This window comes from Pseudomonas sp. NPDC086581 (assembly GCF_044746165.1).
In the GTDB taxonomy this organism is placed as follows: domain Bacteria; phylum Pseudomonadota; class Gammaproteobacteria; order Pseudomonadales; family Pseudomonadaceae; genus Pseudomonas.
This window is the reverse complement of sequence record NZ_JBIVBR010000012.1, coordinates 89905-115039: the sequence shown is the minus strand read 5'-3', so window position 1 is coordinate 115039 and position 25135 is coordinate 89905. Positions and strand designations below refer to the sequence as shown.

The 25135-nt window shown below is 63.1% G+C and carries 22 protein-coding genes; 6 read left to right on the top strand and 16 right to left on the bottom strand.

All coding sequences use genetic code 11. The features are described 5' to 3' along the window. The first annotated feature begins 105 nt into the window (after positions 1-105). Both ACIPK7_RS23250 and ACIPK7_RS23245 read left to right on the top strand, forming a co-directional pair. Positions 106-1956: a DUF1302 domain-containing protein gene (locus tag ACIPK7_RS23250; RefSeq protein WP_401090451.1), complete on the top strand. Its 1851-nt coding sequence runs from the start codon at positions 106-108 to the stop codon at positions 1954-1956. Between the two features lie 14 nt (positions 1957-1970). Then, positions 1971-3326, top strand: coding sequence for a DUF1329 domain-containing protein (locus tag ACIPK7_RS23245; RefSeq protein ID WP_401090449.1), 1356 nt, complete (start codon positions 1971-1973; stop codon positions 3324-3326). 77 nt (positions 3327-3403) lie between these two features. On the opposite strand, the gene brnQ is transcribed toward ACIPK7_RS23245, so the two are convergent. The 10 genes from brnQ to sdhC all read right to left on the bottom strand — a co-directional run bounded on the left by brnQ (position 3404) and on the right by sdhC (position 16526). After that, positions 3404-4717: a branched-chain amino acid transport system II carrier protein gene (gene brnQ / locus ACIPK7_RS23240; protein WP_401090447.1), complete on the bottom strand. Its 1314-nt coding sequence runs from the start codon at positions 4715-4717 to the stop codon at positions 3404-3406. Between the two features lie 482 nt (positions 4718-5199). Further along, a complete protein-coding gene (gene sucD, locus ACIPK7_RS23235; protein WP_038803160.1) occupies positions 5200-6081 on the bottom strand; it encodes a succinate--CoA ligase subunit alpha in 882 nt (293 codons plus the stop codon). Next, the gene (gene sucC / locus ACIPK7_RS23230) at positions 6081-7247 is read right to left on the bottom strand and encodes an ADP-forming succinate--CoA ligase subunit beta (protein WP_015477516.1); all 1167 of its coding nucleotides are present in this window, start codon (positions 7245-7247) and stop codon (positions 6081-6083) included. Before sucC ends, sucD begins: the two co-directional genes overlap by 1 nt. A 160-nt stretch (positions 7248-7407) precedes the next feature. After that, positions 7408-8844, bottom strand: coding sequence for a dihydrolipoyl dehydrogenase (lpdA, locus tag ACIPK7_RS23225; RefSeq protein ID WP_192434553.1), 1437 nt, complete (start codon positions 8842-8844; stop codon positions 7408-7410). An 81-nt stretch (positions 8845-8925) separates the two neighbouring features. Further along, positions 8926-10158 carry a 2-oxoglutarate dehydrogenase complex dihydrolipoyllysine-residue succinyltransferase gene (gene odhB / locus ACIPK7_RS23220; protein WP_401090445.1) on the bottom strand — a complete coding sequence of 411 codons (1233 nt, stop codon included), beginning with the start codon at positions 10156-10158 and terminating at the stop codon, positions 8926-8928. Between the two features lie 42 nt (positions 10159-10200). Further along, positions 10201-13032 (bottom strand): 2-oxoglutarate dehydrogenase E1 component, encoded by a 2832-nt coding sequence (locus tag ACIPK7_RS23215; protein WP_192434550.1) that lies wholly within the window; start codon positions 13030-13032, stop codon positions 10201-10203. A 250-nt stretch (positions 13033-13282) separates the two neighbouring features. Further along, complete coding sequence (locus tag ACIPK7_RS23210) at positions 13283-13990, bottom strand: succinate dehydrogenase iron-sulfur subunit (protein WP_045208028.1); 708 nt, start codon at positions 13988-13990, stop codon at positions 13283-13285. An 11-nt stretch (positions 13991-14001) separates the two neighbouring features. Beyond that, the gene (sdhA, locus tag ACIPK7_RS23205; protein WP_192434548.1) at positions 14002-15774 is read right to left on the bottom strand and encodes a succinate dehydrogenase flavoprotein subunit; all 1773 of its coding nucleotides are present in this window, start codon (positions 15772-15774) and stop codon (positions 14002-14004) included. A 3-nt stretch (positions 15775-15777) separates the two neighbouring features. Then, on the bottom strand, positions 15778-16146 hold the full coding sequence (gene sdhD / locus ACIPK7_RS23200) for a succinate dehydrogenase, hydrophobic membrane anchor protein (RefSeq protein WP_192434547.1): 369 nt from the start codon (positions 16144-16146) through the stop codon (positions 15778-15780). Next, positions 16140-16526: a succinate dehydrogenase, cytochrome b556 subunit gene (gene sdhC / locus ACIPK7_RS23195; RefSeq protein WP_167523168.1), complete on the bottom strand. Its 387-nt coding sequence runs from the start codon at positions 16524-16526 to the stop codon at positions 16140-16142. Before sdhC ends, sdhD begins: the two co-directional genes overlap by 7 nt. A gap of 354 nt (positions 16527-16880) precedes the next feature. On the opposite strand from sdhC, the gene gltA reads away from it, so the two are divergent. After that, entirely contained in the window at positions 16881-18164 is a 1284-nt protein-coding gene (gene gltA, locus ACIPK7_RS23190; protein ID WP_401090442.1) for a citrate synthase, read from the top strand. Positions 18165-18326: 162 nt separating this feature from the next. Here the strand turns inward: gltA and ACIPK7_RS23185 are convergent, their stop codons facing one another. The 3 genes from ACIPK7_RS23185 to ACIPK7_RS23175 all read right to left on the bottom strand — a co-directional run bounded on the left by ACIPK7_RS23185 (position 18327) and on the right by ACIPK7_RS23175 (position 19783). Next, positions 18327-18932 (bottom strand): START domain-containing protein, encoded by a 606-nt coding sequence (locus ACIPK7_RS23185; RefSeq protein WP_192434543.1) that lies wholly within the window; start codon positions 18930-18932, stop codon positions 18327-18329. Positions 18933-19056: 124 nt separating this feature from the next. Continuing rightward, on the bottom strand, positions 19057-19311 hold the full coding sequence (locus tag ACIPK7_RS23180) for a YkgJ family cysteine cluster protein (RefSeq protein WP_138216628.1): 255 nt from the start codon (positions 19309-19311) through the stop codon (positions 19057-19059). A 208-nt stretch (positions 19312-19519) separates the two neighbouring features. Further along, positions 19520-19783 carry a hypothetical protein gene (locus ACIPK7_RS23175; protein ID WP_401090440.1) on the bottom strand — a complete coding sequence of 88 codons (264 nt, stop codon included), beginning with the start codon at positions 19781-19783 and terminating at the stop codon, positions 19520-19522. A gap of 111 nt (positions 19784-19894) precedes the next feature. Between ACIPK7_RS23175 and ACIPK7_RS23170 the strand changes: the two genes are divergently transcribed. Continuing rightward, the gene (locus ACIPK7_RS23170; protein WP_045208042.1) at positions 19895-20236 is read left to right on the top strand and encodes a DMT family protein; all 342 of its coding nucleotides are present in this window, start codon (positions 19895-19897) and stop codon (positions 20234-20236) included. Between the two features lie 54 nt (positions 20237-20290). Here ACIPK7_RS23170 and ACIPK7_RS23165 read toward each other — a convergent pair whose 3' ends face one another. Beyond that, the gene (locus tag ACIPK7_RS23165; RefSeq protein ID WP_401090438.1) at positions 20291-21169 is read right to left on the bottom strand and encodes an NAD(P)-dependent oxidoreductase; all 879 of its coding nucleotides are present in this window, start codon (positions 21167-21169) and stop codon (positions 20291-20293) included. Positions 21170-21272: 103 nt separating this feature from the next. On the opposite strand from ACIPK7_RS23165, the gene ACIPK7_RS23160 reads away from it, so the two are divergent. Beyond that, the gene (locus tag ACIPK7_RS23160; RefSeq protein ID WP_192434538.1) at positions 21273-21824 is read left to right on the top strand and encodes an exonuclease domain-containing protein; all 552 of its coding nucleotides are present in this window, start codon (positions 21273-21275) and stop codon (positions 21822-21824) included. 130 nt (positions 21825-21954) lie between these two features. After that, a complete protein-coding gene (locus ACIPK7_RS23155) occupies positions 21955-22236 on the top strand; it encodes a pyrimidine/purine nucleoside phosphorylase (protein WP_192434536.1) in 282 nt (93 codons plus the stop codon). A 156-nt stretch (positions 22237-22392) separates the two neighbouring features. Here ACIPK7_RS23155 and ACIPK7_RS23150 read toward each other — a convergent pair whose 3' ends face one another. Together ACIPK7_RS23150 and ACIPK7_RS23145 are read right to left on the bottom strand one after the other, a co-directional pair. Next, complete coding sequence (locus tag ACIPK7_RS23150) at positions 22393-23310, bottom strand: GTP-binding protein (protein WP_192434534.1); 918 nt, start codon at positions 23308-23310, stop codon at positions 22393-22395. Continuing rightward, the gene (locus tag ACIPK7_RS23145) at positions 23307-25055 is read right to left on the bottom strand and encodes an amidohydrolase (protein WP_401090435.1); all 1749 of its coding nucleotides are present in this window, start codon (positions 25053-25055) and stop codon (positions 23307-23309) included. The genes ACIPK7_RS23150 and ACIPK7_RS23145 overlap by 4 nt, the downstream gene beginning before the upstream one ends. Positions 25056-25135 lie beyond the last annotated feature (80 nt).

The window sequence follows — 25135 nt, the reverse complement described above, 5'->3', positions numbered from 1 at the left end:
CTCCCCACCTTCATCAACTGACCCGCAGATCGCGGGCCAGAGAGGAGCCGCTGCGCCCGAAAAAGGGCCGGCAAACGACAGAACAACAACAAGAGGTCGTTTCAGATGAACCGCAGATCACCCGCCTTGCACCTGCTCGCGCTACCTACCGCCATCGGCCTGGCCCTCTACGGCAATGGCGCGCAGGCCTTCACCTTCTCCCTTGGCGAAATCGAAGGGCAGTTCGACTCCAGCCTGTCAGTCGGCGCCAGCTGGGCCATGCGCAACGCCGACGCCGCACTGTTGCACAGCCACAGCTCGGATGACGGCAAGCGCAACTTCCGCGAGGGCGACACCTTCTCCAAGGTGTTCAAGGGCATCCACGACCTGGAACTCAAGTACGGCGACTCCGGCGCCTTCGTCCGCGGCAAGTACTGGTACGACTTCAAGCTCAAGGACGACGACCTGCACTTCAAGAACATCGACGACCACGGCCGCGAGGAAGGCGCCAAGGCGTCGGGCGCCGAGTTCCTCGATGCCTTCCTCTACCACAACTACAGCATCGGCGACCTGCCCGGCACCGTGCGTCTGGGCAAACAGGTGGTGAGCTGGGGCGAGAGCACCTTCATCCAGGGCGGCATCAACGCCATCAACCCGATCGACGTCGCCGCCTTCCGCCGGCCTGGCTCGGAGATCAAGGAAGGCCTGATCCCGGTGAACATGTTCTACGTCTCGCAGAACTTCAGCGAGCACCTGTCCGCCGAGGCCTTCTACCAGTTGCAGTGGCAGAAGACGGTGATCGACAACTGCGGCACCTTCTTCTCCACCACCGACGTGATGGCCGACGGCTGCAACGGTCTCGCCGCCGGCCCGGTAATCAACCAGAACCCGCTGGCGGTACAGGCCCTGGCGCCGGCCGGAATCAACCTGACCGACGAAGGCATCGTCATCCCTCGCGGCAAGGACAACGAAGCGCGCGACAACGGCCAGTGGGGCGCGGCGCTGCGCTGGTTCGCCCCGGAACTGGACAGCGAATTCGCCGGCTACTTCATCAACTACCACAGCCGCCAGCCCTACCTCAGCGTGCGCAGCGGCCCGCACGCGGCCGACCTGGGCTTCGCCCCGCAGCTGTGCGGCAACCTCGGCATCCCCAATACGCTCTGCAGCGCAGTGATCGGCAGCAGCGCTGGCCAGCAGCTCACCCAGGCCTACCGCCTGGGCAGCGCGCAATACTTCGCCGACTACCCCGAGGACATCCAGCTCTACGGGCTGAGCTTCAGCACCAGCCTGCCCACCGGCACCACCCTGGCCGGCGAGATCAGCTACCGGCCGAACATGCCGGTGCAGATCAACCCGGTCGACCTGGTCACCTCGACCCTGGGCATACCGGCGCTCACACCGGTCTACGGCGATGCGCCGGCACCGGCCAACGACGCAGTCCTCAAGGGCTACCGGCGCAAGGAAGTAACCCAGGCGCAGGTCACCGCCACGCACTTCTTCGACCAGGTGATGGGCGCCGACCGCCTGACCCTGATCGGCGAGATCGGCGTCACCCACGTCGGCGGCCTGGGTGGCGATGACGAGCTGCGCTATGGCCGCAGCCCGGTGTTCGGCCAGGGCGCGCTGTACCCCGACAACAGCCTGTGCAGCGGCAGCAGCGTCACGCCGCAGTACTGCAACGACTCCGGCTTCGTCACCAGCACCGCCTGGGGCTACCAGACGCGGGCGATCTGGGAATACGCCGACCTCATCGACGGCGCCACGGTGCGGCCCAACCTGGCCTGGTCCCACGACGTCCACGGCTACGCCCCGGAGCCGGGCTTCAACCAGGGCGCGCGGGCGATCAGCGTCGGCGTCGATGGCACCTACCTCAACACCTACAACATGAGCCTTTCCTACACCAACTTCTTCGGCGGTAAGTACAACGTGAATACCGACCGGGACTTCCTTGCCCTGAGCTTTGGCGTGTCGTTCTAAGCGGAGAAAACCCGATGAACAAGAATCTTGCGTGCGCTTCACTGCTGTTCCTGGCCCTGCCCTTCAACCTCCAGGCCGCCGTTCCCGAAACGGAAGCGGCGAAACTGGGCAACGCGCTCACGCCCCTGGGTGCGGAGCGTGCCGGCAATGCCGACGGCAGCATTCCCGCCTGGGACGGCGGCCTGCCGAGCAACGCCGGCAGCCGCGGCGCCGACGGCCGCCTGAGCGACCCCTTCGCCGCGGAAAAACCGCTGTTCACCATCACCGCGAAGAACATGGCGCAGTACGCGGCGAACCTCACGCCGGGCCAGCAGGCGATGCTGCAGCGCTACCCGGATTACCACCTCAACGTCTATCCCGCGCATCGCTCGGCGACCTACCCGGCAGTAGTACTACAAGCCGTGGCCGCCAATGCGCGGCATGCCAGCCTGGTCGAGGGCGGCAATGGCCTGAAGGATTTCCAGACGGCGATTCCCTTCCCCATTCCGCAGAGCGGCGTCGAGGCGCTGTGGAACCACATCACCCGCTATCGCGGCGGCAGCGCCCAGCGCCTGCACGTGCAGGCGACGCCCACCGCCAGCGGCACCTACACGCCCACCTACTTCCAGCAGCAGTTCAGCTATCGCGACCAGCTCACCGACTACAGCCCGGACAAGGACAACAACGTCCTCTTCTACTACAAGCAGCTGGTCACCGCGCCGGCGCGCCTGGCAGGCGATGTGGTGCTGGTCCACGAAACGCTCGACCAGGTCCGCGAGCCGCGCATGGCCTGGGTCTACAACGCCGGCCAGCGCCGCGTGCGGCGCGCCCCGCAGATCGCCTACGACGGCCCCTACCCAGCCTCCGACGGCCTGCGCGTGGCGGACAACCTGGACATGTTCAACGGCGCGCCGGACCGCTATGACTGGAAGCTGGTGGGCAAAAAGGAAATCTATGTGCCCTACAACAGCTTCGCCCTCGACTCCACCGCCCACCGCTATGACGACCTCGTCAAACCCGGCCATCTCAATCAGGACCTGGTCCGCTACGAGAAGCACCGCGTCTGGCAGGTCGAAGGCACCCTGCGCGCCGGCGAGCGACACATCTATGCACGCCGCGTGCTGTTCCTCGACGAGGACACCTGGCAGGCCGTGCTCGCCGACCACTATGACGGCCGCGGCACCCTCTGGCGCGTCGGCGAGAGCTTCATGACCCCGCTGTACGACAAGCAGATTCCCTGGCTGGGCGTGGAGGCCATCTATGACCTCATCAATGGTCGCTACCTGGTGTCCGGCCTGACCAACCAGGAGAAGTCCCAGGTCGAGTTCGGCCTCAAGGCCAGTAGCGTCGACTACACCCCGACGGCGCTGAGGAACCAGGGAATCCGCTGATCTCAACGAGCGGGATAAACCGACCGCGCATGAAAAAGGCCGCCTTGTGGGCGGCCTTTTTCGTCGATGGCGGGATATCAGGCCATCGCTTCCTGCGGTTTGCCCAGCAGGCGGTCGATGACCACCATCACGGCCAGCATGACCACCGAGGGGATCAGCCAGGCGAGGCCCTGCTCGGCCAGCGGCAGGTGTTCCATCCACGCCGGCATCCAGGCGTCGAGCTTGGCGCCCTTCAGGGCATCGATGAGACCGAAGACGAAGGAGATCACCATCACCGGGGCGACGATGCGGGTCTGCGAACGCCACAGGCTGGCGCAGAAGCTCAGCGCCACCAGCACGATGCACGGCGGGTAGATGGCGGTCAGCACCGGGATCGAGAACTGGATGAGCTTGGTCAGGCCCAGGTTCGATACCAGCAGCGAGAAGCCGGCCAGGATGACCACCAGGCTGCGGTACGACAGCGGCAGGATGCGGCAGAAGTACTCGGCGCAGGCGCAGGTCAGGCCGACGGCGGTCACCAGGCAGGCCAGCGCGATGAGTACGGCGAGGAAGGTGCTGCCCAGCGAGCCGAAGGTGTGCTGCACATAGGCGTGCAGGACGGCTGCGCCGTTGGCGGCACCAGCGGCGATGTCGTGGCTGCCAGCGCCCAGGCGGAACAGACTGATGTACACCAGCGCCAGGCCGACCCCGGCGATCAGGCCGGCGATGATGGCGTAGCGGGTGATCAGGCGCGGCGACTGCACGCCACGCGAGCGGATCGCATTGACGATGACGATGCCGAAGACCAGCGCGCCGAGGGTATCCATGGTCAGGTAGCCATTGACGAAGCCCTGGGAGAACGCTGCGGCCTGGTAGGCCGGTTCGGCGACACCAATGGGACCGGCCGGCAGCATGAAGGCAGCGATGCCCAGTGCGGCCAGGGCGATGATCTTCAGCGGCGCGAGGAAGCGGCCGACGGTATCGAGCAGCTTGCCCGGATACAGCGAGATCACCAGCACCACCGCGAAGTACACCAGGCTGTAAAGGAACAGCGGCAGCGCGCCCTCCCCGGTCAGCGGCGCCATGCCGACTTCGAAGGAGACGGTGGCGGTACGCGGGGTGGCGAACAGCGGCCCGACCGAGAGGTAGCAGACAGCCGCCAGCAACCCGCCGGCGACCTTGCCGATAGGATGGCTGAGGGTGTCCATCGCACCACCAACCTTGGCCAGCGCGACGACGGTGATCACCGGCAGGCCGACTGCGGTGATCAGGAAGCCCAGCGCGGCCATCCACACGTGCGGCCCCGACTGCAGGCCCACGATCGGCGGGAAGATGATGTTGCCCGCGCCGACGAACAGCGCGAAGGTCATAAAACCAAGTGCCAGGATGTCCTGGCCTTTCAAGACTTTCATGAAGGGAAATACCACAGTGCTGAAACGGTTTCGTGGTCTCCCAAGGCACCTCGCCCGTACAGACGTGACAAAGCCGCATCGAACGGGATTGGCCAACTCACGGCGGGTGAGCCTGCGCATCCTGTGATGCTGCTGTCATCGGTACGGTGATTTGTTCTTGGAAGTCCGATAGCAGAGGTTTTCCATGGGCTCGTGGCCCGGTTGCTCCTGCATTCTGGTTATCCCGGCATCCGTGCCGGTCAGGAATCGCCGTCGCTTCCGGGTAGGAATGGACGGTGAGCGAGCCTTCCCTTGTGGGGAACGCGACGCTTCATATAGTTGCTAGCCTAACGATCTATTCCGATGAACTGCACTGACATACGTCAGATCGTCCGCGGAATGAAAGCGGGTGTCGCCTGAACGACACTTTGTAGACGCCGCCATAACGACAGAGGCCACCCTAAGGTGGCCTCTGTTGACGGGCGGTTAAATAAGCGAGGCGCTTACTTGACCGGCCAGCCGGTCAGCTCGGCCAGGGCCTTGCCGATGTCAGCCAGGGAACGCACGGTTTTCACACCAGCGTCCTGCAGGGCGGCGAACTTCTCGTCCGCAGTGCCCTTGCCACCGGAGATGATGGCGCCGGCGTGGCCCATGCGCTTGCCGGGCGGTGCGGTCACACCAGCGATGTAGGACACCACCGGCTTGGTCACGTTGGCCTTGATGTAGGCAGCCGCTTCTTCTTCGGCCGAACCACCGATTTCGCCGATCATGACGATGGCTTCGGTTTTCGGGTCTTCCTGGAACAGCTTCAGGATGTCGATGAAGTTGGAGCCCGGGATCGGGTCACCACCGATGCCCACGCAGGTGGACTGGCCGAAGCCGGCGTCGGTGGTCTGCTTCACGGCTTCGTAGGTCAGGGTGCCGGAACGCGACACGATGCCTACCTTGCCCGGCAGGTGGATGTGACCCGGCATGATGCCGATCTTGCACTCGCCGGGAGTAATCACGCCCGGGCAGTTCGGGCCGATCAGGCGTACGCCCAGCTCGTCGCACTTGACCTTGGCTTCCAGCATGTCGATGGTCGGAATGCCTTCGGTGATGCAGACGATCAGCTTGATGCCGCCGAAGGCCGCTTCCAGGATCGAGTCCTTGCAGAACGGAGCCGGAACGTAGATGACCGAAGCGTCAGCGCCAGTCGCTTCCACGGCTTCCTTGACGGTGTTGAACACCGGCAGGCCGAGGTGGGTGGTGCCGCCCTTGCCGGGGGTCACGCCGCCAACCATCTTGGTGCCGTAGGCGATGGCTTGTTCGGAGTGGAAGGTACCCTGCGAGCCGGTGAAGCCCTGGCAGATGACTTTGGTGTCTTTATTGATCAGGACGCTCATTACTTACCCTCCGCGGCCTTGACGACTTGCTGGGCAGCGTCGGTCAGGCTGGTCGCCGCGATGATGTTCAGACCGCTTTCGGCCAGGACCTTGGCGCCGAGGTCGGCGTTGTTGCCTTCCAGACGAACGACAACCGGGATTTTCACGCCGACTTCTTTCACGGCGCCGATGATGCCTTCGGCAATCATGTCGCAGCGAACGATGCCGCCGAAGATGTTCACCAGAACGGCAGCGACGTTGCTGTCGGACAGGATGATCTTGAACGCTTCGGTCACGCGCTCTTTGGTAGCACCGCCGCCAACGTCGAGGAAGTTGGCCGGCTTGCCGCCGTGCAGGTTGACGATGTCCATGGTGCCCATGGCCAGGCCAGCGCCGTTGACCATGCAGCCGATGTTGCCTTCCAGCGCAACGTAGTTCAGTTCCCACTTCTGCGCATGGGCTTCACGAGCGTCGTCCTGGGACGGGTCGTGCATGGCGCGCAGCTTGGGCTGACGGTACATGGCGTTGGAGTCGATGTTGATCTTGGCGTCCAGGCAGTGCAGGTTGCCGTCTTTCTTGATCACCAGCGGGTTCACTTCCAGCAGAGCCAGGTCGTAGTCCTGGAACAGCTTGGCCAGGCCAACGAAGATGTGGGTGAACTGCTTGATCTGGTCGCCTTTCAGGCCCAGCTGGAAAGCCAGCTCGCGGCCCTGGTAGGGCTGAGCGCCAACCAGCGGATCGATGGTGGCCTTCAGAATCTTCTCAGGAGTCTCGTGCGCAACTTTCTCGATGTCCACGCCACCTTCGGTGGAGGCCATGAAGACGATGCGACGGCTGGAACGGTCGACAACGGCGCCGAGGTACAGCTCCTTGTCGATGTCGGTGCAGGATTCCACCAGGATCTTGCTGACCGGCTGGCCATTGGCGTCAGTCTGGTAAGTCACCAGACGCTTGCCCAGCCAGTTGGCAGCGAACGCCTTGGCGTCCTCTTTGCTCTTGACCAGCTTCACACCGCCCGCTTTACCGCGGCCACCGGCGTGTACCTGGGCTTTAACGACCCACTCGGTACCACCGATCTTTTCACAGGCTTCTGCGGCCTCTTCGGGTGTGTCGACGGCGAAGCCCTTGGATACGGGCAGGCCGTACTCAGCGAACAGCTGCTTACCCTGATATTCGTGGAGATTCATGCTTGTCTACCGTTTTCGTCTTGGGTATTGCGCATTCGGCGCGGCGCTCGTGGCACCACGCCACCTGTGACCGAATCCCCCTCGGGGGAGAAACGATCCGGCGGGATGGACGGCAGCCCCTCGCAAAAGACTGCCGCCCTGCCCGCCGTGGTCCCGTTCCTTAGCGCTTCTTGCGGTTGGCGATGTGGATGGCGTGGCCATTCACTGCCAGGGCCGCTTCGTGCAGCGCTTCGGACAGAGTCGGGTGGGAGAAGACCATCATGCCCAGGTCTTCGGCACTGGTGCCGAATTCCATGCCGATCGCACCTTGCTGAACCAGCTCGGCGGCGCTAGGGCCGATCACGTGGACGCCCAGTACGCGGTCGGTCTTGGCATCGGCGATGACCTTGACCAGACCGCCAGTGTCGTTGGCAGCCATGGCGCGGCCGCTGGCAGCGAACGGGAAGGTACCGACGTTGACTTCGACGCCTTCACCCTTGAGCTGCTGCTCGGTCTTGCCGACCCATGCGATTTCCGGGTGGGTGTAGATCACCGACGGAATCAGGTCGTAGTTCATCTGGGCTTTGTGGCCGGCGATGCGCTCGGCAACCATCACGCCCTCTTCCGAGGCCTTGTGCGCCAGCATGGCGCCGCGGACCACGTCACCGATGGCGTAGACGCCCGGAACGCTGGTCTTGCACTGGTCGTCGACGAAGATGAAACCACGCTCGTCCAGGGTCACGCCGCTGTCGGCAGCCAGCAGATCGGTAGTCACCGGGCGACGGCCCACGGCCACGATCAGCTTGTCGAAGACTTCCTTCTGCTCGCCATTGGCGTCGGTGAAGGTGACGGTGACCTGCTTCTTCTTCACGTCCGAACCGGTGACGCGAGCGCCCAGGCGGATGTTCAGACCTTGCTTGGTCAGGGTCTTCAGGGCTTCCTTGGCGATCTGCTCGTCGGCGGCCGGGAGGAACTTGTCCAGGGCTTCAAGGACGGTGACTTCAGCGCCCAGGCGAGCCCAGACCGAACCCAGTTCCAGGCCGATGACGCCGGCGCCGATCACGCCCAGCTTCTTCGGTACGCTCTGGAATTCCAGGGCGCCGGTGGAGTCGACGATGACGTCGTCGGTCAGCGGGGCCGGCGGGATTTCCACCGGGCGCGAGCCCGAGGCGATGATGATGTTGTCGGCTTCCAGAACCTGGGTCTTGCCATCCAGGCCGGTCACTTCGACCTGCTTGTTGGCCAGGACCTTGCCGTGGCCTTCGAAGGAGGTCACGCCGTTGGCCTTGAACAGGGTGGCGATGCCGCCAGTCAGGTTCTTCACGATGTTGGCCTTGCGGCCGATCATCGCCGGAACGTCCATCTTCACTTCGCCAGTGGAGATACCGTGAACGTCGAAGCTCTCTTTGGCTTCCTTGTACTTCCAGGAGCTGTCCAGCAGCGCCTTGGACGGAATGCAGCCTACGTTCAGGCAGGTACCGCCGAGAGCGACCTTGCCCTCTTTACCGATGTACTTCTCGATGCAAGCGGTCTTCAGGCCGAGTTGGGCGGCACGGATGGCGGCTACGTAACCGCCAGGGCCGGCACCAATCACAACCACGTCGAATTTCTGGCTCATGTCTCAATCCTTATTCCGGTGAAGCGGACGGCCCCTTTCGGGGCCGTCGTGTAGTACGGGGCCGTCGTGTGAACTGACGTATCAGACGTCGAGCAGCAGGCGAGCCGGATCTTCCAGCAGATCCTTCATGGTGACCAGGAAGCTGACCGCTTCCTTGCCATCGATCATGCGGTGATCGTAGGACAGCGCCAGGTACATCATCGGCAGGATCACGACCTGGCCATTAACGGCCATCGGGCGCTCCTGGATCTTGTGCATGCCGAGGATCGCGGTCTGCGGCGGGTTGACGATCGGAGTCGACAGAAGAGAACCGAATACGCCACCGTTGGAAATGGTGAAAGTACCACCGGTCATGTCTTCGATGGACAGCTTGCCGTCTTTGGCTTTCTTGCCGAAGGTGGCGATGCCGTTCTCGATCTCGGCCAGGCTCATGAACTCGGCGTTACGCAGTACCGGTACGACCAGACCGCGGTCGCTGGAAACTGCCACACCGATGTCCTGGTAGCCGTGGTAGACGATGTCGTTGGCGTCGATCGAGGCGTTGACGCCAGGGAAGCGCTTCAGGGCTTCGGTGGCGGCCTTGACGAAGAAGGACATGAAGCCCAGGCGAACGCCGTTGTGCTTCTTCTCGAACAGGTCCTTGTACTTGTTGCGCAGGTCCATGATCGGCTTCATGTTGACTTCGTTGAAGGTAGTCAGCATGGCCATGGAGGACTGGGCTTCGACCAGACGCTCGGCAACCTTGGCGCGCAGGCGGGTCATCGGAACGCGCTTCTCGACGCGGTCGCCAGCGGCGAACACGGGAGCGGCGGCAGCAGCCGGAGCGGCAGCCTTGGCGGCCGGAGCGGCAGCCGGGGCGTTCTTCTTGGCTTCAACAGCAGCTACGACGTCTTCCTTGGTCACGCGACCACCCTTGCCGGTGCCGGCCAGGCTGTTCGGGTCGATGCCGTTCTCTTCGGCCAGCTTGCGGGCGGCCGGCGAGAGGATGTTGTCGTCACCAGCGGCGGCAGCCGGGGCAGCAGCGGCCGGCGCGGCAGCCGGAGCCGAGGCAGCAGCCGGAGCGGCAGCGGCAGCACCGCCTTCACTCAGCTTGCCCAGCAGTTCGTTGGAGAGAACGGTGTCGCCTTCGTTCTTGACGATCTCAGCCAGGACACCGTCGGCCTCGGCCAGTACTTCGATCACGACCTTGTCGGTTTCGATGTCGACGATCAGCTCGTCACGCTTGACAGCTTCACCGACCTTCTTGTGCCAGGTTGCGACGGTACCGTCGGCAACCGATTCCGGGAAGGTTGGGGCTTTGATTTCGATAGCCATTATGTGTGTTTCCTTAAATTCGGTATCAACTGCGCGTTGGCGTTAAACGGTGAAGGCGTCCTGCAGCAGTTTTTCCTGCTGCTCGGCGTGCATCGAAGCGTAGCCGCAAGCCGGAGCTGCCGAGCCTTCGCGGCCCGCGTATTCCAGGTTGAGACCTTTCTTGTGCGCGGCGATGACACGACGCATGTGGTGCTGCGAGCAGTACCAGGCGCCCTGGTTCATCGGCTCTTCCTGGCACCAGACGATGTGCTTGAGGTTCTTGTACTGCGACAGGACCTCCGCCAGATCGTCTTCCGGGAACGGATACAGCTGCTCGAGACGAACGATCGCGATGTTCTCGAGACCTTCGGCACGACGCTTCTCCAGCAGGTCGTAGTAGACCTTGCCGCTACACAGCACGATGCGGTCGACTTTCTTCGGATCCAGGCTGTCGATCTCGTTGATCACAGTCTGGAACGAACCGTCGGCCAGATCTTCCAGGGTCGAGATGGCCAGCTTGTGACGCAGCAGCGACTTCGGAGTCATCACGATCAGCGGCTTGCGCAGGGGTCGGATCACCTGACGGCGCAGCATGTGGTAGACCTGGGCCGGGGTAGTCGGCACGCAGACCTGGATGTTCTGCTCGGCGCACAGCTGCAGGTAACGCTCCAGACGCGCGGAGGAGTGCTCCGGACCCTGGCCTTCGTAACCGTGCGGCAGCAGCATGGTCAGACCACACAGGCGTTGCCACTTGGTTTCGCCGCTGGTGATGAACTGGTCGATCACGACCTGCGCACCGTTGGCGAAGTCACCGAACTGCGCTTCCCACACCACGAGTGCATCCGGGGTGGTGGTGGCGTAGCCGTATTCGAACGCCAGTACAGCTTCTTCCGAGAGGTAGGAGTCGTACAGGCTGACGCGCGGCTGGCCGTCGAACAGGTTGGCCAGCGGGATGTAGACCGAGTCGTCCTTCTGGTTGTGCAGCGCCGCATGGCGGTGCGAGAAGGTGCCGCGGCCGACGTCCTGACCGGTCATGCGGACCGGGTGACCTTCGAACAGCAGGGTGGCGTAGGCCAGGTTCTCGGCGAAGCCCCAGTTGATCGGGAAACCACCGGCAGCCATCTTGGCGCGGTCTTCGTAGATCTTCTGGACCTGACGCTGCATGACGAAGCCGTCCGGGGTTTCCAGCAGCTTGTTGGACAGGTCCTGCAGGGTCTTCAGGTCGCAACGGGTGTCGTGACGCGCGGTCCAGCCGTGGCCGATGTACGGACGCCAGTCGACGAAGAGCTCCTTGTTGGGCTCCTTCACCAGGCTTTTCACCACGTGCAGGCCGTTGTCGAGAGCGTCGCGGTATTCGTCGACTTTCTCCTGGGCCTGCTCGGCAGTCTGCACGCCAGCGGCGATCAATGCATCGGCATAGATTTCGCGGGTGGTGCGCTGCTTGGCGATCTGCTGGTACATCAGCGGCTGGGTGCCGCTCGGCTCGTCGGCCTCGTTGTGGCCGCGACGGCGGTAGCAGACCAGGTCGATGACCACGTCACGCTTGAACTGCATGCGGTAATCTATGGCCAGCTGGGTCACGAACAGGACCGCTTCCGGATCGTCGCCATTCACATGGAAGATCGGCGCCTGGATCATCTTCGCCACGTCGGTCGCGTACTCGGTGGAACGAGCATCGTCCTGACGGCTGGTGGTGAAGCCGACCTGGTTGTTGATCACGATGTGGATGGTGCCGCCCGTCTTGTAAGCACGGGTCTGCGACATCTGGAAGGTTTCCATGACCACGCCCTGCCCCGCGAAAGCAGCATCGCCGTGGATGGAGATCGGTACGACCTTGTCGCCGCTGCCATCTTTACGACGGTCCTGGCGGGCACGTACCGAGCCCTCGACCACCGGGGAAACGATTTCCAGGTGCGAGGGGTTGAACGCCAGTGCCAGGTGGACTTCGCCGCCGGTGGTCATGACGTTGGAGGAGAAGCCCTGATGGTACTTCACGTCACCCGAGCCCATCTCTACCAGCTTCTTGCCTTCGAACTCGTCGAACAGCTCGCGCGGGTTCTTGCCCAGGGTGTTGACCAGGACGTTCAGACGGCCACGGTGGGCCATACCGATGACGATTTCCTTGACGCCGTAGGAACCGGAGCGCTGGATGATCTCGTCAACCATCGGGATGAGGCTCTCGCCACCTTCCAGGCCGAAACGCTTGGTGCCTGGATACTTGGTGCCCAGGTACTTTTCCAGGCCTTCGGCGGCGGTGAGGCGCTCGAGCAGGTGGGAACGGGCGTCGACAGAGTACGTCGGACGGCCGCGCACGCTTTCCAGGCGCTGGGCGAACCAGTGGCGTTGCTCGGAATCGACGATGTGCATGAATTCGGCGCCGATAGTGCTGCAGTAGGTCTGCTTCAGCGCATCGATGATTTCACGCAGGGTCGCCTCTTCCTTGCCGATGTAGAGCTCACCGGTACGGAAAGTAGTGTCGAGGTCTGCAGCGGTGAGCCCGTAGTGTTCGAGCGACAGATCGGAGGGAGCGGTACGCACCCAGAGACCCAGCGGATCGAGCGATGCTGCCTGATGTCCACGCAGACGGTATGCCAGGATCAGACGCAGGACTTCAACCTGCTTTTTCTCGTGCTCGGTGCTTACGCTGCCAGCGGAAACAGGCGCGGCGCGGCGCTGATTCTTGGCCAGGAGTACGAAATGATCACGGATAGAGGAATGCGAGACGTCGGGGGCAGGATTGCCGTCGGCGGGGAGCTTCTGGAAGTACGTGCGCCACTCTTCTGGCACAGCGTTCGGGTCGTGCAGGTAGAGCTCGTAGAGCTCTTCGACGTAGGCAGCGTTTCCACCGGATAGATGGGCACTGTTCCACATCCGCTGCATTACGCTTTCGTGCATGCTTGGTCACCCTCGGTAAGGGGACTCCACCTGTGGAATCTCTGGCGCGAAGTCATACACAGCGACTTCAAGCCACCGATCCCCGCAGATAGTCCGGGTACCAGCCCGGATGCCCCTGCTGGTCATATATACGTTTTCAAAACAGGACCCCCGCTTTGTGGGCTTGGGTCCTAGGGACTGTACCGCCGGAAAATGTTCCGGCGGTACAGGTGTCGCTCTTGCAATGATCTTTGGGCGCGCGGCCCTCGGATCAAGTGCCGCTCTGCAGCAGCATGTTACGGATGTGACCGATTGCCTTGGTGGGGTTCAGACCCTTCGGGCAGACGTTCACGCAGTTCATGATCCCGCGGCAGCGGAAGACGCTGAACGGGTCATCCAGGCTCGCCAGGCGCGCCTGAGTTTCGGTGTCACGGCTGTCGGCCAGGAAGCGATAGGCTTGCAGCAGTGCGGCGGGACCCAGGAACTTGTCGGGGTTCCACCAGAACGACGGGCAGGAGGTCGAGCAGCAGGCGCACAGGATGCACTCGTACAGACCGTCCAGCTTCTCGCGCTCTTCCGGGCTTTGCAGACGTTCGATGGCCGGCGCTGCATATTTGTTCTGCAGGAACGGCTTCACGCTCTCGTACTGCTTGTAGAAGATGCGCATGTCGACGACCAGGTCACGGATGACCGGCAGGCCGGGCAGCGGGCGAATGACCAGCTTGCCGCCCTTCAGGCCAACGGCCGACAGAGGCGTGATGCAGGCCAGGCCGTTCTTGCCATTCATGTTCATACCATCGGAACCGCACACGCCTTCACGGCAGGAACGACGGTAGGAGAAGCCCTCGTCCTGTTCCTTGATCAGCGCCAGCACGTCCAGGACCATGATGTCCTTGCCGTCGGTATCGACCTGGAAGTCCTGCATGTAAGGTGCAGCGTCCTTCTCAGGGTTGTAGCGGTAAACACTCACTTGCAACATGGCGGGCACCCTTAGTAAGTACGAACCTTGGGTTCGAATGCCGGAACAGTTTTCGGCGCGAAGTTGACGGCACGCTTGGCTACACGCTTCTCACCCGGGAAGTACAGGGTGTGGCACAGCCAGTTCTCGTCGTCGCGCTCCTCGAAATCTTCACGGGCATGCGCGCCGCGGGACTCTTTGCGGGCTTCAGCCGCAATCGCAGTGGCTTCGGCCACTTCGAGGAGGTTCTGCAGTTCCAGCGCTTCGATACGCGCCGTGTTGAATGCCTGGCTCTTGTCGTTGATCTTGACCGCAGCGATGCGCTCACGCAGATCAGCCAGCTGAGCGATACCTTTCTGCATGTATTCGCCGGTACGGAATACACCGAAGTAGTTCTGCATGCAGGATTGCAGTTCGCGCTTGAGCGGAGCGACTTCTTCGCCACTGGTGCGCTCGTTCACGCCGTTCAGACGCTTGAAAGCGGATTCCAGGTCGGACTCGGAAGCCTGGCGGTGCTCGATACCATCCTTGAGCGCCTTCTCCAGGTGCAGGCCGGTGGCACGACCGAACACAACCAGGTCGAGCAGCGAGTTGCCCCCCAGGCGGTTGGCGCCGTGAACCGATACGCAAGCCACTTCGCCGACGGCGAACAGGCCTTCGATGATCTGCTCGTTGCCGTTGGAGTCCATGGTCAGGGCCTGTCCATGGATGTTGGTGGCAACGCCGCCCATCATGTAATGGCAGGTCGGGATAACCGGGATCGGAGCGACGACCGGGTCAACATGGGCGAAGGTCTTGGACAGTTCGCAGATGCCGGGCAGGCGGCTGTGCAGAACTTCTTCGCCGAGGTGGTCGAGCTTCAGCAGTACGTGGTCCTTGTTCGGGCCAACGCCGTTGCCGGCGATCACTTCCTTGACCATGGAGCGGGCAACCACGTCGCGGCCTGCCAGGTCTTTCGCGTTCGGAGCGTAACGCTCCATGAAACGCTCGCCATGGGCGTTGATCAGGTAGCCACCTTCACCGCGGCAGCCTTCGGTAACCAGTACACCTGCGCCGGCGATGCCGGTCGGGTGGAACTGCCACATCTCGATGTCCTGCACCGGCACGCCAGCACGCAGGGCCATACCGATGCCGTCACCGGTGTTGATCAGGGCGTTGGTGGTGGAGGCGTAGATACGGCCGGCACCGCCAGTGGCCAGGACCACGGCTTTGGAGCGGATATAAACGGTGTCGCCGGTTTCGATGTCGATGGCGATGACGCCAACCACATGACCGTCCTGGTTCTTCACCAGGTCAACCGCGTACCACTCATTAAGGAAAGAAGTACCGCTCTTCAGGTTGGCCTGATAGAGAGTGTGCAGCAGGGCGTGACCGGTACGGTCAGCCGCGGCGCAGGTACGGGCAGCCTGGCCACCCTTGCCGAAGTCCTTGGACTGGCCACCGAATGGACGCTGGTAGATGCGGCCCTGCTCGGTACGGGAGAACGGCAGCCCCATGTGTTCGAGCTCGAACACGGCTTCCGGGCCGACGGAGCACATGTATTCGATAGCGTCCTGGTCACCGATGTAGTCGGAGCCCTTGACGGTGTCGTACATGTGCCAGCGCCAATCGTCGTTCGGGTCAGCCGAAGCGATGGCGCAGGTGATGCCGCCCTGGGCGGACACGGTGTGCGAACGGGTCGGGAAGACCTTGGTCACCACGGCAGTCTTGTGACCGCCTTGGGCCAGTTGCAGCGCAGCGCGCATGCCGGCGCCGCCACCACCAACGATGATGGCGTCGAAGGAAAGAGTACGAATGCTAGCCATGGATCAGTTACCCCAGAGAATCTGCACACCCCAGACGAAGAATGCGAACATGGCCATGCCGCATACCGCCTGGACGAGGAAACGCACGACGGTCGCGGACTTGCCCAGCGCCATCGGAGTCAGGTAGTCAGTAGTGATGGTCCACATACCAACCCACGCGTGCACGCTCAGGGAAACCAGCGTCAACAGGCTGAAAATCTTCATCAGGCTGTGGGAGAACAGACCATGCCACTCGGTGTAGGTAACACCCGGGTGAGCGATCAGGAAGCCCAGCAGGAAGAGAACATAAGCCGCGAGAACGACCGCGGAGACGCGCTGGACCATCCAGTCATAGAGACCCGAACGCGACAAGTTTGTGACGTTAGTTACCATACCCATACCCCCGCCAGAACGATCAGCACCACTGCGACAGCGATGACGATTTTCGAACCACGCTTACCGCCTTCCAGCGTTTCGCCAATACCTGCGTCCATGACGAGGTGACGAATACCGGCTACCAGGTGGTACAGGAGCGCAGACAGCAGGCCCCAGATCACAAGCTTGACCAACGGATGGGTCAGACACGCCTTCACCTGCTCGAAGCTTTCTTCCGAAGCGAGGGAACGATCCAGTGCGAACAGCAGCACTGCGATGCCCACGAACAGAATGACGCCAGAGATACGGTGGAGAATCGACGTGTAAGCAGTGATAGGGAGTTGGATGGTCCTTAGGTCTAGGTTTACGGGTCGTTTGCTATTCACGGCTTTTTTCACACTGAGAGCCCTTCTATGAATCGGGGCTAGTTGTCGGGAGGTGCACTTGTCAGGTACCCATCACCTTCGGGAGTGACAACCACCAATCAAGCTAGGCCGGACGGCCCTTGGCGGCTGGTCGCCGAGTATAGACAGTTAGGCTCCTAATGACAACGGAAAGACCTCCACCTAAGGACTAATTGCCGCACCCCCCGAAAAGGCGTAAACAGGCAAATTTTTCCGGCAAAACAGGGGCTTGGAGGAGCCAAACTTCTCCGATTGTGCAAATTGACATTCGGATTTATCTCTCTATAGTGGTGCGGGCCCTGCGTGGGGGGTCGTACAGATGATTTCAAGCATAAATAGGAGGCCATCATGGCTGACAAAAAAGCGCAGTTGATCATCGAGGGCGCTGCCCCCGTCGAACTGCCTGTCCTCTCCGGCACGCTGGGTCCCGATGTAGTCGACGTGCGTGGCCTGACCTCCACGGGTCACTTCACTTTCGACCCCGGCTTCATGTCCACCGCCTCCTGCGAGTCGAAGATCACCTACATCGATGGTGATAAAGGCGTACTGCTGCACCGCGGCTACCCGATCGAACAGCTCGCCGAGAAGTCCGACTACCTGGAAACCTGCTTCCTGCTGCTCAACGGCGAACTGCCCACTGCCGAGCAGAAGGAAAAGTTCGTCGGCACCATCAAGAACCACACCATGGTTCATGAACAGCTGAAGACCTTCTTTAACGGCTTCCGCCGTGATGCGCACCCGATGGCCGTGATGTGCGGCGTGATCGGTGCCCTCTCCGCCTTCTATCACGACTCCCTGGACATCAATAATCCGAAGCACCGGGAAGTCTCGGCGCATCGTCTGATCGCCAAGATGCCGACCATCGCCGCCATGGTGTACAAGTACTCCAAGGGCGAGCCGATGATGTACCCGCGCAACGATCTGAACTATGCAGAAAACTTCCTGCATATGATGTTCAACACACCTTGCGAGACCAAGCCGATCAGCCCTGTGCTGGCCAAGGCCATGGACCGCATCTTCATCCTGCACGCCGACCACGAGCAGAATGCCTCCACCTCCACCGTGCGTCTGGCGGGCTCCTCGGGTGCCAACCCGTTCGCCTGTATCGCCTCGGGCATCGCCGCCCTGTGGGGTCCGGCTCACGGCGGCGCGAACGAAGCCGTTCTGCGCATGCTTGACGAGATCGGCGACGTATCGAACATCGAGAAGTTCGTGGCCAAGGCCAAGGACAAGAACGATCCGTTCAAGCTGATGGGCTTCGGCCACCGCGTGTACAAGAACTTCGACCCGCGCGCCAAGGTCATGAAACAGACCTGCGACGAGGTTCTCCAGGAACTGGGCATCAACGACCCGCAACTGGAACTGGCCATGAAGCTGGAAGAAATCGCCCGCCACGATCCCTACTTCGTGGAGCGCAACCTCTACCCGAACGTGGACTTCTACTCCGGCATCATCCTGAAAGCCATCGGCATTCCGACCAGCATGTTCACCGTGATCTTCGCCCTGGCACGTACCGTGGGCTGGATCTCGCACTGGCAGGAAATGCTCTCCGGTCCGTACAAGATCGGCCGTCCGCGTCAGCTCTACACCGGCGCCACCCAGCGCGACTTCATGGACCTCAAGGCCCGCTAAGCGCTACGGCGTACGAGAAAAGGCCGCCTTCGGGCGGCCTTTTTTTATTGCCATGGACAAGGCTTCGCCTTCCAGCAGGAGCGAGCCTCACCGACGCGCCACGACATGAACGAAAAAGCCGCCCGAAGGCGGCTTTTCATGAGGGGGGAACGTCAGCGCCTGTTATTTCTCGGCAGCGCTGCGCAGGCCCTTCAGGGTGTTCATCGGCGCATCCACCACGAAGCTGTTGGCCAGCCAGGATGGGATGCTGCCACCCGGCTCGGTCTGTACCTGGTAGGTCACTTCGGTCACGCCGGCGCCCTTGGGCACCAGCTTCCACTCGCCGATCAGCTTCGGCACGCGAATTTCGCCCTTCTCTTCCGGGATGTAGGTCGGCTCGGCCTTGAGATGACGAATCAGGCCGCCGTCTGCGGTCTTCTCGGTGGTCACGTGGATCACCACGTCGCGGCCGGTCACCGGCCAGGGCATGTCGATCTTCGAGTAGGTCCAGGAATTGTCGCCTTCGGTTTTCAGCAGGCGCATTTCGGCGCAGGCGTGGATCCACTTGCAGGACCCGGTCACGTCTTCCTGCAGGGCGTTGATCTTGGCCACATCGGCCTTGATGTCGACGACGCCACGGTAAGCCTTGTACTTGGAGCCTGCCACAGGGCTGAGGAAGACCTTCACGCCGTCGTCTTCCTTCTCCAGCTTCCAGTCTTCCGCCAGGACAGTACCGGCAAAGCCCATCACGGCAGTGGCCAGCAGGGTCATACGCAATACACCACGCATCGTCTTACCTCTCTTTATTCTTGATCTTGTGGGGGCAGCAAAAGCCGCCGCCCTGTCGCAATCCGCGGTCTTGAGCGGGTCGGGGCGTCAGTATGGACCGCGAAAACGTGACTTCCAAGTCACATCAGGCGGCGGTGATGCGTTCCCACTCGGTGAGGATCTGCAGGGCCTGCTCGTTGCTGCTGCCGCAGGCGTCCGCGTCCGCCTCGAAGGCCGCACAGACCTTTGGACGCCGCGAGTCGCCGAATAGTTTGCACAGATTACGCTCATCCAGTTGCACGCAGCGTACGCCCGCCGGCTTGCCGTCAGGCATGCCGGGGATGGGCGAGGAAATCGACGGTGCTATGCAGCAGGCGCCACAGCCGATACGGCATTGCATGGGATGAATTCTCTACTCGACGTCAAGGATTGGAGCGCAGCAGCCCCTGCTCGCGCAGCGCCGCTACCAGGTGCTAGCCAGCACGGTAGAACACCGCCGGCTCACCAATGGGTACAGCGACTTCGACTGCACCACCGGAAGCCACCTCGAAGGCGCTACCGCCCCAAAGGTACACCCAGCGGTCCTCGGGCAAAGTCGCGCTCAGGCGCTAGACACCGGGTTCCAGCACCGGGGCCACCAGAAATTGGTCGCCGAGCATATAGCTCGTCGGCGATTCCGCCAAGCTGGCCGGATCAGCGTACACGGAGTCCAACTGTTGCTGACGACACAGAAGCTCATGGTGTTCGTGGACAAACATCGCGCCGCAACGGGTTTGCCACAGCGTCTGCACGCGATACGCGCGCAGAGCGAAGGACGCACTATCCCACTCCAGGCGATAGTCACCCGGACGCCAGGTCTGCTCGGCCGCCATGACCGGTACCATTGCTGCTCCCCGCAATAGGAACCTGATCAATTTCCCCCCTTGGCTGTCGCGTCGCGCATCCACTAGGCTCTGGCGCAGTCCCTCACTGGAGTCGCTGTCATGCCGGTCTGGCTGCAAACCGCGTTTCTTCTGTCGCTCTCAAACCTGTTCATGACCTTCGCCTGGTACGGCCACCTGAAAACCCTGAGCAGCAAGCCATGGATCATCGCGGCGCTGGTCAGCTGGGGCATCGCACTGTTCGAGTATTTGCTGCAGGTGCCGGCCAACCGCATCGGGTACACGGTGATGTCGGTGGGGCAGCTGAAGATCATGCAGGAGGTCATCACGCTGGCGGTCTTCGTGCCATTCAGCGTGTACTTCATGCAACAGCCACTGAAGCTCGACTATCTATGGGCCGGCTTGTGCCTGCTGGGCGCGGTGTACTTTATCTTCCGCGCCTGAAGCGATCAGGAGTGGCGCGCGACCGATGGCGCCACCTGAGGGGAGGAAAATGGATCAGGCCTTGGGTGAGTCCTGAAGGCGGGTGATCAGGCTGGAGGTGTCCCAGCGTCCGCCACCGGCGGCCTGCACTTCGGCGTAGAACTGGTCGACCAGCGCCGTGACCGGCAGTTGCGCGCCGTTGCGGCGGGCTTCGTCGAGGACGATGCCCAGGTCCTTGCGCATCCAGTCCACCGCAAAGCCGAAGTCGAAACGCCCTTCCAGCATGCTCTGGTGACGATTCTCCAGCTGCCAGGACTGCGCGGCGCCCTTGCTGATCACCTCCATCGCGGCCATGCCATCGAGGCCGGCGCACTGGGCGAAGTGCAGCGCCTCGGACAAACCTTGAAGCAGGCCGCCGACACAGATCTGGTTGACCATCTTGGTCAGTTGGCCGCTGCCCACCGGCCCCATGCGCCGCACCATGCGTGAATAGGTGGCAATTACCGGCTCGGTGCGGGCGTAGAGGTTCGCGTCACCGCCAACCATCACCGTCAGTGCGCCATTCTCGGCGCCGGCCTGGCCGCCGGACACCGGCGCATCGAGGAAGCCCAGCTCGCGCTCGGCCGCCGCCACCGCCAGTTCGCGGGCGACTTCGGCCGAGGCTGTGGTGTGGTCCACCAGCACCGCGCCGGGCTGCATGCCAGCCAGCGCGCCGTCCTCGCCCAGCACCACACTGCGCAGGTCGTCATCGTTACCCACGCAGCACATCACAAAGTCGGCCCACTGTGCGGCGTCACGCGGGGTCTCGGCCGAGCGACCGCCGAACTGCTTGACCCACTGGGCGGCGCGGCTCGCGGTGCGGTTGTAGACGCACACCTCATGTCCTTCACGCGCCAGATGCCCGGCCATGGGATAACCCATCACGCCCAGGCCAATGAAAGCCACTTTCGCCATCGCAGTCCCCTTGTCCGATCGAGTCGCTCAGCCTAGCACAGCGGTTTGCCGGTCCCGCAAACGCCTTCCATACTCGATTCGAACCCAACCAAGAGCACCGACTATGCCCCACTGGCTGGTGATCGACCTGGAAGCCACCACCGAGGAAGGCGGCTGGCCGGTCGAGGAAATGGAGATCATCGAGATCGGCGCAAGCCTGGTGGCCGAGGCCGACGGCCGCGAGCTGGACCATTTCCAGCGTTTCGTCCGCCCGCAGCGGCGCCCGCTACTGACGACCTTCTGTCGCGAACTCACCCACATCACCCAGGCCAACGTCGATGCCGCCGCGCCGCTGCACGAGGTCTGGCCGCAGTTTGAGCGCTGGCTCGCCCAGCACAGCCCGCGCCTGGCCGGCTGGACCAGCTGGGGCGACTACGACCGCCACCAGCTGGAATTGGAGTGGCGCCGCCAGCACCTGGACAGCCACCTGTCCCGCGTCCCCCACGTCAACCTCAAGCAGCGCTTCGCCCAGGCCCGCCAACTCAAGCGCCCGGTGGGCCTGAACGCCGCGCTGCATCTGGCCGGCCTGCATTTCCAGGGGCAGCCGCACCGTGCCTTGGAAGACGCCCGCAATACCGCCCGCCTACTGCCGCTGACCCTGCCCGTTGCCGGCTGAAAGCACCGATCCATCGATTCAGCACCAACCTGGCACTGACTGCACGGTCGCCTGCGCCGCTCTAGTGACGGGGCCTGCGGCCTTGGGCATACTGGCGGGCCATTTTTCACCCCTCTAGCAGGAGAAGCCCATGTTCAAGGTCAACGAGTACTTCGACGGCACTGTCAAATCCATCGCCTTCGACATGGCCGCAGGCCCCGCCACCATTGGCGTGATGGCTCCCGGCGAATACGAATTCGGCACCAGCCAGCTGGAGGTGATGCACGTCGTCGCCGGCGCGCTGACCGTCAAGCTGCCGGGCAGCGACAGCTGGGAAACCTTCGAAGGCGGCAGCAACTTCACCGTGCCGGCCAATAGCAAGTTCCAGCTGAAAGTCGCCCAGGATACCGCCTACCTCTGCGAATACCGCTGAGTTCGGGGCGTGATGAGAAACCGGCCCTAGTGGCCGGTTTTTTATTGTCTGCTGCTTGGGAGCTGACCTTGTAGGAGCGAGCTAGCTCGCGAACTCCTCACAGGCAACTCCGGCGCTGGGCGGTTCGCGAGCAAGAACTAGGCGTCCCCCTCGATCCTACGAAGAGCAGCTACGCAGGCCGACCTCGAGATCCGCCCGCAACCCAGCATCCTTCTCCGCAATGAACACCAGCCGCGAACCCTGCTCAGCCTCGCCTGCCGTCGCTGTGCGTAACTGATAACGCCCGCCCACATATTGCAGCCAGACCGCCTCGCCCTGCCCCGCCAGGCGAATCAGCCCCTTCAGGCGCAGCAGGCCGCGCGGCAGCGTCTCCAGCCAGTGCTTCAGCCGCGTGCCATCGAAGGTCGCGTCGCCCTGCCAGCTCCAGCTGTCGAACAGGTCGCCATGGTCGATACCGTCCTGTCCGCGGGGCCGCAGCTTGCGTGACGGTTCACCGAGCAGCAGCTCATCGGGAACCTGCGCCTGGATGGTCTCCAGTACCCGCGCGCCGCGGCCAAAGCGCTCTCGCTGGCGGGCGCGTTCGTCAGCGGCCAGCAGGTCGCACTTGTTCAGCAGCAGCAGATCGGCGGCTGCCGCCTGCATGCGCTCCAGTCGCGCGTACTCGCCCTCCAGCGGTTCCCGGCGGGCAGCATCGACCACGGTGAGCACCGCATCCAGATGCAGGCGCTTGCGCAGCTTCGGATAACCCAGCGTCTGCACGATGCGCTGCGGGTCGGACACCCCGCTGCACTCGATCACCACCTGTTCCAGCGGCGGGTGCATAGTCGCCAATCGCTCCAGCTGCGCCAGCAGGTCGTCCTGCACGCTGCAACAGATGCAGCCGTTCTCCAGGCTGTACACCGCCTCGGTCTGCTCGGCGATCATCCCGGCATCGATATTCAGCTCGCCGAAGTCATTGACGATTACCGCCAGGCGCCGGCCTTCGCAGCGCTCCAGCAGGTTGCGCAGCAGCGTGGTCTTGCCCGCGCCGAGGAAGCCGGCGACCACCGTCACCGGGATGCTCGCGGCGTTCATGCGTTGACGCCTTCGATGCGCGGCGGCTCGCCCTGCCACACCGCCGCCAGGGCGGTATCGCTGAACTGGCCGAGGCGGTCGTACACCGGGCGGCCTTCGACGAAGGTCAGTTGCACCTGGGTGCGGTGGATAAAGTTGCGCGCCGGCTGCTCGAACAGGTTGCGGTCGAGCACGATGAAGTCCGCCGACTTGCCAGCCTCCAGGCTGCCGGTGAGCTTCTCCAGGCCCATGGCATAGGCGCCATTGAGGGTCGCCACGCGGATCGCCTGCTCCAGGCTGATCGGCTCGCCGAAGCAGGCCGGGTCGTCATTCCACGGGTTTTGCCGGGTGACCAGGGTTTCCAGCGCCAGCCAGGGGTCGATGGACGCCACCGGCCAGTCGGTGCCGAACACTGCGATACCGCCGGCGGCCAGCACGCCCTTGAAATCGTAGATGCGCTTCAGCCGATCCGTGCCATAGCCCGAACGCGCTCCGCTGGCAAACGGCGTCGGATACCAGGCTGCCGGGGAGAACTCGGCGATCACTTCCAGCTCGCGGAAGCGCTTGAGATTGCCCGGATGCAGGATAGTGCTGTGCGCGCACTGGTGACGCACACCACTGAAACCGTTGCGCCGGCGCGCCTCGGCCACCGCATCGAGGAACACGTCGGACGCCGCATCGCCAGTGCAGTGGGCGATGACGCGGATGCCACGGTTGTCCATGTCCACCACCATGTCGGTGATGTGCTCGGGGGTCAGATTGAGCTTGCCGCGCCAGGCGTCTTCGCCCGGCCAGGGTGTAATAAGGAAGGAGGAGCGCGGCTCGACGGTACCGTCGAAGTGGAACTTCACAGCGTTCGCCGACAACCGTGCGCTGCGATAGTAGTGACGCTCGCCGCTTAGCAGCTCCCAGCGGCGACGCACCGGGAAGATGTCGTCCTGCCAGCTGATCGCCGCTTCCACGCGCAGGGTCAGTTGCCCGGCATCGTCGAGGTACTTGAGCGCGTCCAGGCGATTCTCGCAGACGTGCAGGTACTTGGCCGCAGTGACGCCGCGCGAGCTCTGGAAGTGCACGCCCTCGCGATAAGACTGGCGCAGCACCTTCGCCGGGGTGGGCGGCATGGCGGCGTGGATCAGCGCGTAGGCGCCGTCGATCATCAGGCCGTTGGGCTCGCCGGTCAGCTCGTCGCGCTCCAGATAGCCGTTGCGCGGGTCAGGGGTACTGGCGTCGATGCCGGCCAGCTCCAGCGCGCGGGAGTTGACCATCATGGTGCCCCACATGCGGTCGAGCAGCGCCACCGGGCGGTCCGGCAGGATGCTGTCGAGCCACTCGCGGCCCGGCTTCAGCCCAGCTTCGCGGAAGGTGTAGCGCACCCAGTACTGGCCGTAGACCCAGCCATCGCCGGGGTGGCTGTCAGCGTAGTCGCGGATGGTTTTGGCAAGCTGCTCCGGGGTCGGGTCCTCGATGCCGACATCGAGGTCGTCGGCGTAGCGCGGGTTCAGCGCCAGGTCCGGGTGGGTGTGCATATCGTGCAGGCCGGGCATGCAGAACGCGCCTTCGAGGTCGCGCACCAGGGTATCCGGGCCGATCAGCTGCTCCATGTCCTCCCGGCGGCCCACCGCCAGCAGCCGGCCATCACGGATGGCCACGGCCTCGGCCCAGGACTGGGCTGGGTCAAGGGTGTAGAAACGGCCGTTGTGCAGCAGCAGTTCGGCGAAGCGATCGGCAGGGGAATGGGTGGAGCGGAAGCGGTCCGGAGCGGTCATGGGAAGCCCTTGTTGTTCTTGTCCGTGAAGGCAGTATAGGGCTCGGCTTCCAACCACTGACTAGCATAAGATGACAACTA